Origin of the sequence: Brasilonema sennae CENA114, assembly GCF_006968745.1 — a bacterium.
Lineage (GTDB): Bacteria > Cyanobacteriota > Cyanobacteriia > Cyanobacteriales > Nostocaceae > Brasilonema > Brasilonema sennae.
In genome coordinates, this window is the sequence record NZ_CP030118.1 from 2,603,938 (window position 1) to 2,618,165 (window position 14,228).

The following is a 14,228-nucleotide window of genomic DNA, read 5'->3' on the forward strand; positions in this document are numbered from 1 at the left end:
TCGACCCTATCCTTCAATAAGCTGCCCAACGACGTCTAGGCTTCACTCAAGGGCATGCTTTTGGTCTTTTAGTTCCCTTGTTCCTGAAGGTATTGCTGATAAAATTCTAAAGCAACTGTCTCGATCACATCGTAGGATTCAACCGTCTGAATTCCGAGTTGTTGCAATTTTTCTTTGGGACTGTCACCCATTTTAGAGACCAATACTGCTTTGCAATCAGCTATTGTTTGAATGATATTTTCTAGAGTGGCTTTCTCGCCGTATCCGCCTTGACAATAGTGGTCAACTTTTCGATGTCCAACAAAAGAAACTTTATTGGCATCAACTTCATAAATCTGGAATTCCTTGGCATGACCAAAGTGTTGGTTAACCAATCCACCACCTTTAGTGGCGACTGCAACTAAGATTGGACTGCTTTCTACAGATGCGCCATTGCTTGTTTCTACAGCAGTGAGAGCCTTTTCTTTGGCTGCTTTGAGTTCTTCTTTAAACTTCTCAATGCCTGCATGAACTTCTTGACGTTTTTCTAGGTCGTATTCTGAAGTCATTTCCATGAATTTATCCTTAGTAAATTCCTGGCTGCGATCTTCACCCAAAAGACCGACTGCATCAGCACGACACTGACGGCAATGACGCATCATCTTCATGTTACCAGCGCAATTATCTTGCACAACCTTCACTTCTTTTGGTGTGGGACCGCGCTGACCAGTTAATCCAAAGTGGGTGCCGTGTTCTGGTGCAGAAATCAGCGGCATAATATTGTGAAGGAATGCGCCTTTGGAGCGAATGACCTGATTCACCTCTGTCAGGTGCTGATCATTAATACCCGGAATCATCACCGAGTTGACTTTGCACAAAATGTCAGCTTCTTTAAGGGCTTGCAATCCTTCCATCTGCTTTTCGTGCAGAATTTTTGCTCCTTCGATGCCTCTATAACGCTTGCGGTTGTAGTGAACCCAAGAATAAATTTTTGCCCCGATTTCTGGGTCTATCATGTTAATAGTCATAGTAACATGATCTATGTTGAGTTGTTTGATGCGATCAATGTACTCAGGCAGCATTAAACCGTTAGTTGACAGACAAAGCTTAATATCTGGCGCTTTTTCTGCAATCAACTCAAAAGTGCGGAAAGTTTTCTCTGGATTTGCTAATGGATCGCCAGGACCTGCAATTCCCAACACGGTTAATTGAGGAATCTTGCCTGCAATTACTAAAGCTTTGTGTGCTGCTTCTTCTGGGGTCAGCAATTCACTCACCACTCCAGGACGACTCTCGTTAGCGCAGTCGTATTTACGATTGCAGTAGTTGCATTGAATATTGCAAGCAGGGGCAACTGCAACGTGCAACCTTGCATAGTGGTGATGGGCTTCTTCACTGTAGCAGGGATGCTGGGCAATCCGTTGTTTGAGCTTTTCCTCCATTTCCACAGTGGCGCTGCTATCATCGTTGCATCCGCCGCAACCGCTGGATTTTGCTTTGGTTGGAGTGGATTCTGTTACTACTGGGGTAACGAGTCCTGTAAACTGTTGTGTCATTGAATTTCGCAAAAGGTCAGGTACTAACGTTGCCACCGTGGAAGATGCCATAGCCACTCTGTTGAGTTAAGAATCGAAGCCGCGTCTTGTATTGCGCTGTTTACCCAAAGTTTTCAAGGGCTGGTAGTGTGTCAACGCTTTTTGACTTAAGGGCGATCGCGTAAAGGCGCGACTTCTGTTCACAGGGGCATGGTGCTATCTCATCCCTCCACTCACTCACTGCGCTGTTTTTTGTTTGCGCTTTAAGTGTTGGCGATATAAGTTTTATATCAGTTGTCTTGAATAAGGGCAGCGCTTGTGTTCTGGATAGAATTTATTGGATTGATTAGACTTGTACTCAATACTAAAAACCTTTACCCTTTATGCATTTGAGGAGTCACAAAATTTTTTTCCAGGTAGGGGTACTAGAATTTTTCAGTTGAGGTTCGAGTATTTATGGAAGTGGGGACAAGTATTTCTGTACTCATACAAAAACCAATCCCTGCAAGGACTTGAGCGCAATCTTAGCTTTTTTTTCGGTTTTTCACCTTGTACTCAAAGGGTGGTGAAATAATAGCTAGAGCACTGCCTGAAGAGAAAAAAATTCGGATTTTGGAAATCTGGAGCAGATCAAGGAGCGTTACTCCAGAAATTTGCGAAATTCAATTCTGTATACAGAATATCATTCTTTGGGAAGAAAAAATGCTATTTAAGTTTTTTTTAATATTTAGTTGGTATGCTGATCTTTACTAGATATTGATAGGCTTTCCCTGATGAATTTGGCTAGCTTTCAGGCGTAATCAAGAAAAATAAGGTTTCTTACCCAGTTGATTTGACCTATTAATAGAATAATATCTCAACTAACGGAGTTTGAACAAGTGGAATCTGGAATAAAGATATCTTTGAACATAACTTGGTCTTAAGTCAAGAAAATCATGATTATTGGTTCTGGAGTCGTCCTGGCATTTTGGAAAAACTGAGCCAGCTAACACCGCGATCGCAAGTTATAGTTCTGCGTTCACCAAAAGCAGTCAGGCAGTTTTTACAAGACATTCCTCGTTCTTTGGCTTCGCCAGAGAATGCCTAAGAGATGTTGGGTGAAAAGCTACCAACACCATACTCTCGTTACACTGAGAAAAAATATTGTCCTAATTCTGCCCAAAAATCAGGGTACCAAGAGTAAAACTATGAAAGCAGTGGTTATCCGTCGATATGGCTCCCCTGAGGTGTTTGAGTACGAAGATGTAGAACCTCCGAAAATTAAACCGAATCAGTTACTTGTCAAAGTTCATGCGGCTTGCGTTAATCCTGTTGATTGGAAAATGCGCAAAGGAATGTTGAAATTTATCACGGGTAACAAATTTCCCATGATTATAGGGTTTGATTTGTCGGGAGAAGTGATAGAAGTTGGTTCTCAAGTTACGCAATTTAAGTCCGGAGATGCTATATACGGCTCTATTAGTCCATTGGGAGGAGCTTATGCAGAATTTGCAGCCGTTCCAGAAAATAATGCTGCTCTTAAACCAACAAACATGACTTATGAAGAAGCAGCTTCTGTCCCCGTAGCAGCACTCACTGCACTGCAAGGGCTGCGAGACTTGGGGAAGATTCAGCCAAATCAAAGCGTTCTTGTGAATGGCGCTTCTGGTGGTGTGGGTATTTTTGGAGTACAAATTGCTAAGGCGTATGGTGCACAAGTAACCGCAGTTTGCAGTACAAAAAACATTGATTTCGTAAAATCTTTGGGAGCAGATCGCATTATTGACTATACACAACAAGACTTCACCCAAGAATTAGGGCAGTACGACATCATTTTGGATGCAGTTGCTAAGCAGTCCTTTTCTGGTTGTAAACAAGCTCTAAAACCCAATGGAATTTACGTGACGACACTCCCCAGCCTTGAAAGCTTTGTCCAGATTATTTTGACAGCGCTGATTCCTGGTAAAAAAGCAACATTTATCCTTGAAAGACCTGATACTCAGGACTTAGTTTACCTAAAAGAGTTGATTGAGACTGGTAAAATGCGCTCAGTGATTGATCGCACCTACCCTCTACAAGAACTCGCCGCCGCTCATACATATAGCGAAACAGAGCGAGCAGTAGGTAAAATTGCCATTACCGTTGCCAATTAATGTGTGGAACTTTTGTGGGAATTCTTAAAATAACAGTCGAAAATTGTACTAGATAAGCCTGCATTTGCAGGTTTTTTCATTTCGAGAAGATGCAGAAAATGCATAAAGATATTGCTTTTTCTTATATAAAACACTCAAAATTCTTATCTAAAGGGATAAAATAGATTTAACCGTTAATCAAACTACAATTCTACATACACAAAATAGTATCTGTACTTACAGATAAAAACCATCAGATCAAATAGTAAAACTTGTCTTTTTTCAATTGTAGGAATATTATAATAAATAGTAATTGCATATACAGAACTTTTGTATATAGCTCTTTCGTCTTATGTCTGAGTACAGATGAAATCTTGTTAATTTATGCGAAAATATCTTGCCTAAACAGCAGAAAAGTCTTATGGCAAGCCAATTTCTATTGAGTACAAAAATACTTAGTCCTCTCCCCCATAAATTCAAGTACCCCGATCCTGGAAATACTAGTACCCCTACCCCAAGACAAATTTTAAATTTGCATTAAATCAAGGTTCACACACACTTGAGTACAGCTTTAATCAATTCAATAAATTCAATCGGCGTTAGAGACACAGCCATCTTTGCAAACACCTGATATAAGCAGAGAATATAGCACACCGCTATTTTCATTCCTGCAAAACTGATGCAACAGCCCCTCGACTATATCAGGAATTTAAAAATTGCAAAAATGCTGGGCGGCGATTCCCACCCGCTTTTTGCTATGCTTTCTGGCGTTTCTTTTGAGGCGTTATTAAGTGATTTTCGCATCATATTTGAGCGAGATCCAGCAGCACGCAATTGGCTGGAGGTACTGTTTTGTTACCCTGGATTCCATGCACTATCTTTGCACCGGCTTGCTCATTGGTTGCACAGTCGTGGAGTGGTTTTTATCCCCCGCTTGATTTCTCACTTAGGACGGTTTCTGACAGGAATTGAAATTCATCCGGGTGCGGAGATTGGCAAGGGTGTGTTTATCGACCACGGTATGGGTGTTGTCATTGGCGAAACTGCTATCGTTGGCGACAATACGCTGATTTACCAAGGTGTCACCCTTGGTGGAACAGGAAAACAAAGTGGTAAGCGCCATCCTACCTTGGGGAAAAACGTCGTTGTAGGGGCGGGTGCAAAAGTTTTGGGCAATATTGAGATTGGCGACCGCGTCCGCATCGGTGCAGGTTCCATTGTTTTACGCGATGTTCCACCAGATTCCACTGTTGTGGGAGTTCCAGGACGGATTGTTTCTCGCAAGCAAAATGAACAGCTCTCTCCCCTAGAACACGCAAAACTACCCGATTTAGAAGCGAGTGTCATTCGTTCTTTGCTCGAACGTATTGAGCAACTCGAACAAAAGCTAGAAACCTTTACAAATCAGAAAACGGAAAAAGAATTGGTGATAAAGGAACGTTAACTATGTTGCAATCGTGTAGTTTCCAAGCCTCAGGCGAGCATATTGTGCAGATCCCCGTGAGCGATCGCAGACAAATCTGTCACCGCTTGCAAGAATTAATGATCAACTGTTGGTGTCATCCTGATGGTTCTTTGCGGGTACAAGTGAATAGTTGTCTGACAGCTATTCTTGTCCGCAGTACCGTACTGCAATTTATGGGAAGTCGCCAAGAATTAATCGATTGGCTAGAAAAATGTTGGCAGGTTTAAATTTTTGACGATTTTCATTTGAGATCAGCAAGCCTGAAAACAGGCGTGAGGTGTGAAAAGAAGTATGAAGGGTTAGGTTGACGTTCAGATGTTAAAATTTTTCTTTTACCCTACTAGTACACGGGGCGCATCAATAAAGCACCCATTCAAAATCAACCAAAAGCTTACATCATAAGCATTTTGAATTTTGAATGTTGAATGTTGAATTCCGCCTTGCGGTACGGGGGTTTCTCCCGCCCTGGGAAAGTATCTAATGAAGCACCCATTCAAAATCAACCAAAAGCTTACATCATAAGCATTTTGAATGTTGAATGTTGAATTCCGCCTTGCGGTACGGGGGTTTCTCCCGCCCTGGGAAAGTATCTGTAGCGTCTACATCCTTTATCCTTATACCTTTATACTTTATAGTTTTGGTAAAACTTTCTCTTATGGCAAACCATCAAACTCATGTAAAATTTATTGATTTTTTAGAAAAGGAATTTGCACTTTCAACTATGGATATTTCTGTAGCATTACGTAAACATGAGTTAGATAATAGTCCTTTATCAATGCTTCTTTGGCAGTATGGCTTAGTTGATATAGAACAGCTAGAGCGCATTTTAGATTGGCTAGAAGACCAAAGTTAAACAATTCAAATTTTAGCTGATAAAAATCAGCACCAATCATTAAAATATTCAAAACTTAAGAAGACTGTATAAATTCCAATGTGCGGTCAAAATGACGATCTACAAATCCTGAATAACTTTAGGAGGATGTGACGATGATTTCTACCTTAATAGCCGGATTGAGCATTTTAGTGTTTTCCGGACTTGCGAATACGTATCTCAGTCATATGCTATTTGGTGAGACAGAATCACCACCAGATAATAACAATTTGTAGTTGATACCAAATTCTTGTTTGATGGCATACAGATAGAGCAAGAATTATCAACTATGAATAGTAATATTTGGGTGAAAAGTCAAAATACAAAAATCAGAATATTCCTAAAATTCACGGAATAAATTTGACAACACAAGAGTGATTCATCTCCGTGTAAATTTACTTGCATTGGATTCCAGATAAACCGAAATCACCAAAAAAAGATTCTCGGTTCTGGTTCCAATTAGTCTGAGTTCAATGCTTGTCATCATTCATCATTTTCTCAGAGGTTTTTAAGATGAATCAAGTCCTGGTAAATGACACAACACTACGCGACGGCGAACAAGCAGCAGGAGTAGCCTTCAACTTACAAGAGAAAGTCGCGATCGCCAAATTTCTCGATACCATCGGCGTTCATGAGTTGGAAGTCGGTATTCCGGCGATGGGTGAGGAAGAAACACGAGCGATATCAGCAATTACTCAGTTAGATTTGCAAGCCAAACTGCTTGGCTGGAATCGCGCTGTCATTTCTGATATTCAAGCTTCCATAGCTTGCGGTTTGAAGCGAGTGCATATCGCTATTCCCGTTTCTGGAATCCAAATCGCTGCTAAATTTCATGGTCAGTGGCGAGTCACTCTGCAACAATTGAGAGATAGCATTAACTTTGCTCTTGATAAAGGTCTTTGGGTGTCGGTAGGAGGAGAAGATTCTTCTAGAGCTGATGAAAACTTCCTTCTCGATGTTGCGCAATATGCCCAAGAATGGGGTGCATCACGGTTTCGTTTTTGTGACACAGTAGGCATTCTCGACCCCTTCAGCACATACACTAAAGTCAAAAGATTAGTATCGGCTTTAGTCATTCCCGTAGAAATTCACACTCACAATGATTTTGGCTTGGCAACTGCCAACGCTCTTGCTGGTCTTAAAGCTGGAGCCTTATCAGTCAATACTACAGTGAACGGGTTAGGCGAAAGAGCCGGAAATGCAGCTTTAGAAGAAGTTGTCATGGCTCTTAAACGTATATACGGCGTTAATTTGGGTATTGAAACCCCTCGTTTATTAGAACTGTCTCGACTTGTTGCGGCTGCATCAGGATCTCATGTACCACCTTGGAAGGCAATTGTTGGTGAGAATGCCTTTGCCCACGAAGCTGGTATTCATGCTCACGGCGTACTGCAAAACCCCACCACTTACGAGCCGTTTGCTCCCCAAGAAGTAGGCTGGGAGCGGCGTTTGGTTGTGGGTAAGCATTCTGGTCGGCATTTATTATCTAGTATCCTGCAAGAGCATGGTATTTTTCTGAGTTCACAAGAAACTCAATCTGTTTTAGATGCGGTAAGACAAGAATCAGTAGAGAAAAAACGCAGTTTAACCGTGCAAGAACTGTTGGATTTAGTACAAGAACAACAGAGGTATTCACATGCGACCATCAGATGAAATAGAACTAGAAGAACCACCAGCTTTTAACATTGGTGATAAAGTCCGATTGCGTAAAGTTATTAAGAACGATGGCACTTTTCCTGGTCAAGAGATTGGAGTTATCTTAGCGACAAAAGGAGATACTGGCTACGTTGCTAGTATAGGCACTTATTTACAAAGATCCTATATCTATGCAGTCCATTTTTTGGACAAAGGATTTGTCATAGGTTGTCTCAAAAAAGAATTAGAACTTGTTGAGAAAGGGCAAGAAATGACTGAGTAAGTCTCATAAACTTATTTTTCTGAACAGAAAATCAGACATTTCTCAAATACATTAATCTCAACACTAGGAAGCGGTAAAATTCTTATGAAAGTCATGCTGCGTCAAAATGATGCTGGAAACTTGGTCGTCTACGTTGCCAAGAAAGACCTTGAAGAAGAAGTTGTCAAACAAACTGAAGGACCAGAAGGCAAAATTTTGACCTTAGCAAATGGCTGGGAATTAGCATTTACTAACTTGCCAGAATTGGTAGATTTACCTCAGACTGTAGAAGCTAAACGCCTCTCCTAGCTTAGCACCAAGCCTCTTGCAAAATTAAGAGGGAATAGGGAAGAAGGGAGGTAGTGTTTCTTTCATTCGTTGCCAGCGTGTAACCGCGTACGAGTTTAAGGCTGAGATCTTGCACTTGTGCCAACAACCGCCTAGGGTTTAAACCCTAGTCTCATAGTCAAAGTCGTCTTTAGACGACTGCATAAGCCTTTGAGTCTACTTTAAGAGACTTGAAGTGTGAGCCTCCCAATTGATTCCGAGGCGGACGAGGTTGCGTTCTTGAGAATAGTGCAAAATGTCAGTTAAAACGGACTCAAAGACTTACCCAGTCCGTTTTAACGGACTTGGACTTTGAGCCAAGAAATTTATTTCTTGGCGTTCTTGGTGGACAAAAATAAGAAAGCAAGATCTAAGTATTACGATTATCTGTTTCCACTTACTTAAAAAAGACAACCCACACAAAAAATCCACTGATTAAAAAAACATGGGTCATCATTACTTAAAATTATCTGAATTTAACCTCGAAGGACAATTCCTGAGCTTTGTTGGTGATAGCCCAGGCAAATCCAAATACTTACAACTGGCGTTAGAATCCGAGGATGTACAAATCAAAATTCCCAAAGAATTACGTCAACACCTCAAGTTTTCTCTAGTTCCTGGCGAGCAAATTCGTGTATTTGGTATTAGTAAGCTAGACACCCAAACAGGCGAAGTCAAACTAAAAGCTTTTAGCATAGCACCACTTAATTTTTGTTCGACTCAAAAAACACCCGTTCAACAACACAAACGTGCTCCTAAGGCAAAGATTTTAACCTGCCAAAAATCTGGCTGTGTCAAGCGTGGTGCAAAAAATTACTTGTCAGAATTAGAAAAGATTTTGTCCATTCGCGGTTTATCAGATCAAGTCATCATTGAGCGCACTAGTTGTTTAAAATGTTGTAAAAACGCACCGAATTTGATTTTGCAAATTGGGACAAAAGAATATAAGAATCTTCATCCAGAGGCGATCGTCTCTTTACTGGAAGATTATTTGGTATCAAATCCGTGAGCAACTGAATGATAGCAATCGGTTCAGAACCCCGACTTCATAAGAGTTGTCGGGGTTCTTGTTTGTTCATGGCAAATGGGATAAAAAAGCTTAAACCTCACCCTAGCTTGAATCGGCGCTAAAATCTTTCCCTCTCCTTTATAAGGAGAGGGATGCCCGACAGGGCAGGGTGAGGTAGAAATCATGAATGCAACGCGCATATCCGTTTGGCTAACTTTTTCCGTAACCTCACCCTCGCTTGAATCGGCGCTAAAATCTTTCCCTCTCCTTAAGGAGAGGGATGCCCGACAGGGCAGGGTGAGGTATAAATCACGAATGCAACGCGCATATCCGTTTAGCTAACTTTTTCCGTAATCTCAACCTCCGCCAATGTAATCTATATTTGTTTGTCCCTACTATCTTCAACAACCAAGGTTCAGCATGACTCAACTCTCTACCGCTGAAATCGAGCAATATCGCGAAGTTTTGCCAAACGATGCATCTTTCCAGTCAGCACTGACTCAGATCGAACAACACAACGGCGACATTGACTCTTGTTTAGATGAGATTTTGTTAGATAAATTCGGTGCGACGAGAGACTATCAAAAATCTCTGCGGGAAGTGACACTGAAGCGGTTGCGCAAAGAACTCTGCGGCGCTGATGATAGTTTCCGTACCAAAGTGCAGGAATACAAAAAAAATCCAGCGAGTGCGCCGTTACTCACAGCGTTGATTGTCTCATTGCTAGCTATGACTGGAGTACCACTCGACCCTAATATTGCTACTGTTATTGTGTTGTACATTGTCCATGTCGGCATCGATATTTTTTGTGAGTATACCGAACCAGATGCTGATGCTTCGGGAAACCAACCACCAAAAAACTAATCCTGAACCACCTTATAGCTTTTCGCTCTGCAAAGCACAAAGCATAGCGTTTCTCGTTTTCTCGTTCCCTGGTTCAACCAGGGAATGCCTAGGATGAGGCTCTGCCTCATTAAACATCAGTACAATTATTGAATTTTGACTAGTGTGAGTGGAGGCAGAGCCTCTCTAATTACATTCCCACGCCGAGCATGGGAACGAGAAAGTCATTAATCTAATCGCATCATCAAGCCTGATTTCTAACTACTCTGGTAATCTCTCTAAATCCCGCCGTCCTACCTCTGCCATATATTCATCCTTATACTCAACATATATCTCCAAAGCTTTCTGCAAATTAGCCCTCGCCTCCACGTAGTTTTCCTCTGCTTTTGCAAGCAATCCTAATTGCGCGTAGGTGTAAGCACTTAAATAGCGATCGCCATATTCGATATAAATTTGCAAAGCTTGTTGGTAATTGCGCCTTGCCTCCTCAAATTCTCGCAAATCTTGGGCTACCATTCCCAACTGGTGGTAGGTGCCTGCACAAGAGTAGCGATCGCCATATTCGATTTTGATTTGCAAAGCTTGTTGGTAATTACGCCTTGCTTCTTCAAATTCTCGCAATTGTTGGGCTACCCTTCCCAACTGGTGGTAGGTGTTTGCACACTCGTAACGATCGCCATATTCGATTTTGATTTGCAAAGCTTGTTGGTAATTGCGCCTTGCCTCATCAAATTCTCGCAAATCTTGGGCTACCCTTCCCAACTGGTGGTAGATGCGAGCACAAGAGTAGCGATCACCAAAATCGATAGTGATTTGCAAAGCTTGTTGGTAATTGCGCCTTGCCTCCTCAAATTCTCGCAATTCTTGAGCGACTATTCCCAACTGGTGGTAGGTGCGAGCACAAGAGTAGCGATCGCCAAAATCGATAGTGATTTGCAAAGCTTGTTGATAATTGCGCCTTGCCTCATCAAATTCTCGCAATTCTTTGGCTAGGATTCCCAACTGGTGGTAGGTGCTTGCACACTCGTAGCGATCGCCAAAATCGATTTTGATTTGCAAAGCTTGTTGGTAATTGCGTCTTGCCTCTTCAAATTCTCGCAATTCTTGGGCAACTATTCCCAAGTTGTGGTACGTGACAGCTTTCCAAAGTTGTTTTTGTCTTTCTTCTTCACTGCCAAGTGCATCATTAATTTCCAAAGTCTTTTCGTAGGACTTTCTTGCTTGCTGGTACTGGTTTGTTTTCAGTTGACATGCGCCCAGTCTCTCAATTGCAAATGGTATCTGATAACCTAATTCCCCCTTGATGAATGCAGGTGGATACTTGTCCAAACGTTGACAAACCATTTCTGCTAACTTTAGCTTACTTTGGTTATCGTTAATCAACTCAAAGTATTTGTATAAACAAAAATATATGTTGATACTTTCTTGGTTATCTAAACATATTTGTAGCATATTGTAGAGATTTTCATACTCTAATTGACAGAAGAATATACCCAATGGCCGCTCTTGCACTTCCTTGGATTCCATCAACTCATTGTAAGAATCTGCCAAATCTTGATAGTGGTTTTTAAATCCCGATTGCAAAGCTTCACGGCTTTCTTCATCAAGAGTCTCTAACTTAGTTTTCAAAAAGTAGGGGAATACAGGTTGAATTGTCAGCAAGTCAGGTAAATTTGAATCTGAGGAAAGCAAACCCCAGTTAATTGCTTCTTGAATCGCCTCATCAAATTTCTCAAAATGATAATCTTTGAATGGTTCCAGTGCTTGTAATTTGTTGATATAGTTTGGAATAGTGCGGCGGAAAATAAACCCACTAAAAGGAGCCAAACACAACAGCAACTTTTGCGCATCTGGTGAAAGATTACTGTGGGAATATTCTACACATTTGAGAATACTTTTCGTCTTTTCGTCACTTCCCGTATCCAACTTCACATCAGCAAACTGCAACGCCAAAAGAATCTCCTTGGGCGATTGATTTTTCAAATTCGCCAGCACAACTTCCATCGCCAATGGATACCCCGCCAACAGTTGCATCAACTTCTGAAAATCTTCGTCTTGACGAATAGTGGGAATACGTTTTTCAGTAACATGGCGTTGGAGAATTGCCTGTGCCAAGTCAGAACGTGCTTCTTTGTCTAGCCCTTGCAATTCATAAATATTGTTTTTAAAAGTCGTTGCTTGCAACCAATCTTCACGACTGCGAGAACCCAGAATCACCCGCGTTCTTCCGCCTACCAAGCGCGTCAAAAAATCTTTGATTTGGTTGCGTTCTGTTTCTGGGAGAGTATTTTGAATCGCCAGGGGTTGCCCTGTCACCGATTCCAAATTATCCAGAATCAAAATATAAGATTCAGCGCGGAGTGTTTTCAGTAACTTTTGCTTTTTAGCTTCTGGCACCATCCGATGAAAGTTGTCATACCTATCATAAATCTTGTTGCCAATCTCCAAGATGATTTGCTCTAAATTCCACGCCTTCTCGTCATACCCAAAATAAAAGATATCTTTTGCAAAACCCGTCCTCTGCCACCATTGGCGCAAATATCTTAGCAGAGTGCTTTTACCTGTTCCGCCCATTCCCTGCAACAGCAAGATATTGTGTCGCAGCAATGACTTTTCTATTTTGAGAATTTCCAAATCTCGCCCGAAAAATCCATATTCTGGCGACGTGAAGCGATATCTTTCACCTTCAGTTTGCCAAAATTGCTCTTCTTCTTGTGGCGTGAATTCTCGCAGGTTGAATTTGACAGCTTGATTGCTGTAAACCACAGGTAGCAACCAATCTTCCAAATCAATGTGCTTGTTGAAATAAGCTTTGCGCTTCTTGTCATGGAAAAGTTCCAGCCTGCCCAGCCGTATCGCTTCGCTGATATCCTTATTATCAAATAGATGAGCATAAACTTGCTGCATCATCAGCTTGGCAGCATCCACCATGACGGTATACCCCATCGCCACTACCATCTGCATCCCTGCAGCCATCAACTGACTTCCGAGACTGGTTTCTCTGTAATCTTCTGTTCCTGTTCCCCCGTTTTGAAGGGGGGATCTTGATTGTTCATTGTCGAGATCCCCCCCTTCCCCCCTTGCAAAGGTGGGTTTAATTTGTTTCCCCGACTGACAAGCATTGAGAAGACATACAGGAATTTCCTTACCCGTCAGCAGATTCGCCAATTCCGTCGCCTCCACCGGATCTGCATCGCCTTTGGTTTCTCCTTCCAAAAACACAAACGCCTTCACTCCGTCGTAGTGTTGCAAATCATAGCGCCCCCATCTCAACTGATAAGCATAAGGATTTGCGGTTTCCTTTTGGATATCCTTATATCTCATCAGCGCACCGTGGGTGTCAAAGTGGATGATGTGATAAAACCCCGCGCCTTTTTCTTCCAGATGTCTTGCTAGTGCTTCATAAGTACCTGGGCGCAGTAACTCCACATTCACCGCCAACTGGCTATTTTCAATTGCGTCAATCAGCGATCGCGAAATGGTACGATAACCAACATCTTGTTCTTCATTTGGTCGTGCTGTCACCACCAGCAAATTAATCACGGGTGACTGTGGAATGTTCGCTTGCCTTGCCCCACGTTTAACACTCTTACGCACCATCACACAGTCTACCGCCAACGGTCGCGGATAGCCAGGTTCCCACAAAGCTTCCCAGTGCAGTGCTTGAAAGTCCGGAGTTTTCCCGACAATTTCTATCTGTAGGGGATTTTGCCCTTTGCGTAGCCGCTGATATTGACTATAAGCATCTCTATCTCTAAAAACTTGGTTAAAGAAATTTTCCCCATACTTTTTAATACTGGCGGCTGCCCTCTCGGCTATGATCGTGTCGCTAAAGGGAAACTCCAACCACTCTTCAAAATACCACTCCAGTTCTTGTTCCTCTTTAGAAGTGAATGGGTTAGTGATTGTAAGTGAATATTCTTCACCTTCAAATCTCAGAGTTACCTCAAAGCCGGTGTCGGTTTTCTCTTCTTCCCGAATCGTGATGACTGGCATGGTGTGACACTTTTAACACAAAAAAGAATATTTAGTTATAGACTACACATTCGCTGTTTGCGTTTCCGTATAGCTGTATCATCTCCAGGGCAAGGCGGTTGGAAATTCTCTCTACTTAAGCTCACTCCTGGTTCGCACTATTTATTACACGTATAACGTAGATTTTTTGGTGTTTTTTGAGTATAATTTAATATA

Annotated in this window: 12 protein-coding genes; 10 read left to right on the top strand and 2 right to left on the bottom strand. The window is 41.9% G+C overall.

All coding sequences use genetic code 11. The annotated features are described in order from the left end of the window. Nucleotides 1–68: 68 nt before the first annotated feature. Complete coding sequence (gene nifB / locus DP114_RS11165) at nucleotides 69–1,535, bottom strand: nitrogenase cofactor biosynthesis protein NifB (protein ID WP_171978163.1); 1,467 nt, start codon at nucleotides 1,533–1,535, stop codon at nucleotides 69–71. 892 nt (nucleotides 1,536–2,427) lie between these two features. On the opposite strand from nifB, the gene DP114_RS11170 reads away from it, so the two are divergent. From DP114_RS11170 to DP114_RS11215, 10 genes are all read left to right on the top strand, one after another. Beyond that, nucleotides 2,428–2,601: a P-loop NTPase family protein gene (locus tag DP114_RS11170; protein ID WP_169266007.1), complete on the top strand. Its 174-nt coding sequence runs from the start codon at nucleotides 2,428–2,430 to the stop codon at nucleotides 2,599–2,601. A 100-nt stretch (nucleotides 2,602–2,701) separates the two neighbouring features. Beyond that, a complete protein-coding gene (locus tag DP114_RS11175) occupies nucleotides 2,702–3,646 on the top strand; it encodes an NAD(P)-dependent alcohol dehydrogenase (RefSeq protein ID WP_171976104.1) in 945 nt (314 codons plus the stop codon). A gap of 658 nt (nucleotides 3,647–4,304) precedes the next feature. Then, the gene (cysE, locus tag DP114_RS11180) at nucleotides 4,305–5,069 is read left to right on the top strand and encodes a serine O-acetyltransferase (protein WP_169266005.1); all 765 of its coding nucleotides are present in this window, start codon (nucleotides 4,305–4,307) and stop codon (nucleotides 5,067–5,069) included. 2 nt (nucleotides 5,070–5,071) lie between these two features. After that, complete coding sequence (locus tag DP114_RS11185) at nucleotides 5,072–5,317, top strand: Asr1405/Asl0597 family protein (protein ID WP_169266004.1); 246 nt, start codon at nucleotides 5,072–5,074, stop codon at nucleotides 5,315–5,317. 428 nt (nucleotides 5,318–5,745) lie between these two features. Then, nucleotides 5,746–5,943, top strand: a complete 198-nt coding sequence (locus DP114_RS11190) for a DUF2949 domain-containing protein (protein WP_169266003.1) — start codon at nucleotides 5,746–5,748, stop codon at nucleotides 5,941–5,943. 531 nt (nucleotides 5,944–6,474) lie between these two features. After that, nucleotides 6,475–7,614 carry a homocitrate synthase gene (nifV, locus tag DP114_RS11195; RefSeq protein ID WP_169266002.1) on the top strand — a complete coding sequence of 380 codons (1,140 nt, stop codon included), beginning with the start codon at nucleotides 6,475–6,477 and terminating at the stop codon, nucleotides 7,612–7,614. Then, entirely contained in the window at nucleotides 7,598–7,879 is a 282-nt protein-coding gene (locus DP114_RS11200; RefSeq protein WP_171976105.1) for a nitrogen fixation protein NifZ, read from the top strand. The genes nifV and DP114_RS11200 overlap by 17 nt, the downstream gene beginning before the upstream one ends. 84 nt (nucleotides 7,880–7,963) lie before the next feature. Next, nucleotides 7,964–8,167: a putative nitrogen fixation protein NifT gene (nifT, locus tag DP114_RS11205; protein ID WP_169266000.1), complete on the top strand. Its 204-nt coding sequence runs from the start codon at nucleotides 7,964–7,966 to the stop codon at nucleotides 8,165–8,167. Between the two features lie 463 nt (nucleotides 8,168–8,630). After that, the gene (locus DP114_RS11210; RefSeq protein WP_171976106.1) at nucleotides 8,631–9,194 is read left to right on the top strand and encodes a (2Fe-2S) ferredoxin domain-containing protein; all 564 of its coding nucleotides are present in this window, start codon (nucleotides 8,631–8,633) and stop codon (nucleotides 9,192–9,194) included. Nucleotides 9,195–9,614: 420 nt separating this feature from the next. Next, nucleotides 9,615–10,058, top strand: a complete 444-nt coding sequence (locus tag DP114_RS11215; RefSeq protein WP_171976107.1) for a hypothetical protein — start codon at nucleotides 9,615–9,617, stop codon at nucleotides 10,056–10,058. Between the two features lie 240 nt (nucleotides 10,059–10,298). Here the strand turns inward: DP114_RS11215 and DP114_RS11220 are convergent, their stop codons facing one another. Further along, nucleotides 10,299–14,033 carry a tetratricopeptide repeat protein gene (locus tag DP114_RS11220; protein ID WP_171976108.1) on the bottom strand — a complete coding sequence of 1,245 codons (3,735 nt, stop codon included), beginning with the start codon at nucleotides 14,031–14,033 and terminating at the stop codon, nucleotides 10,299–10,301. Nucleotides 14,034–14,228: the final 195 nt, after the last annotated feature.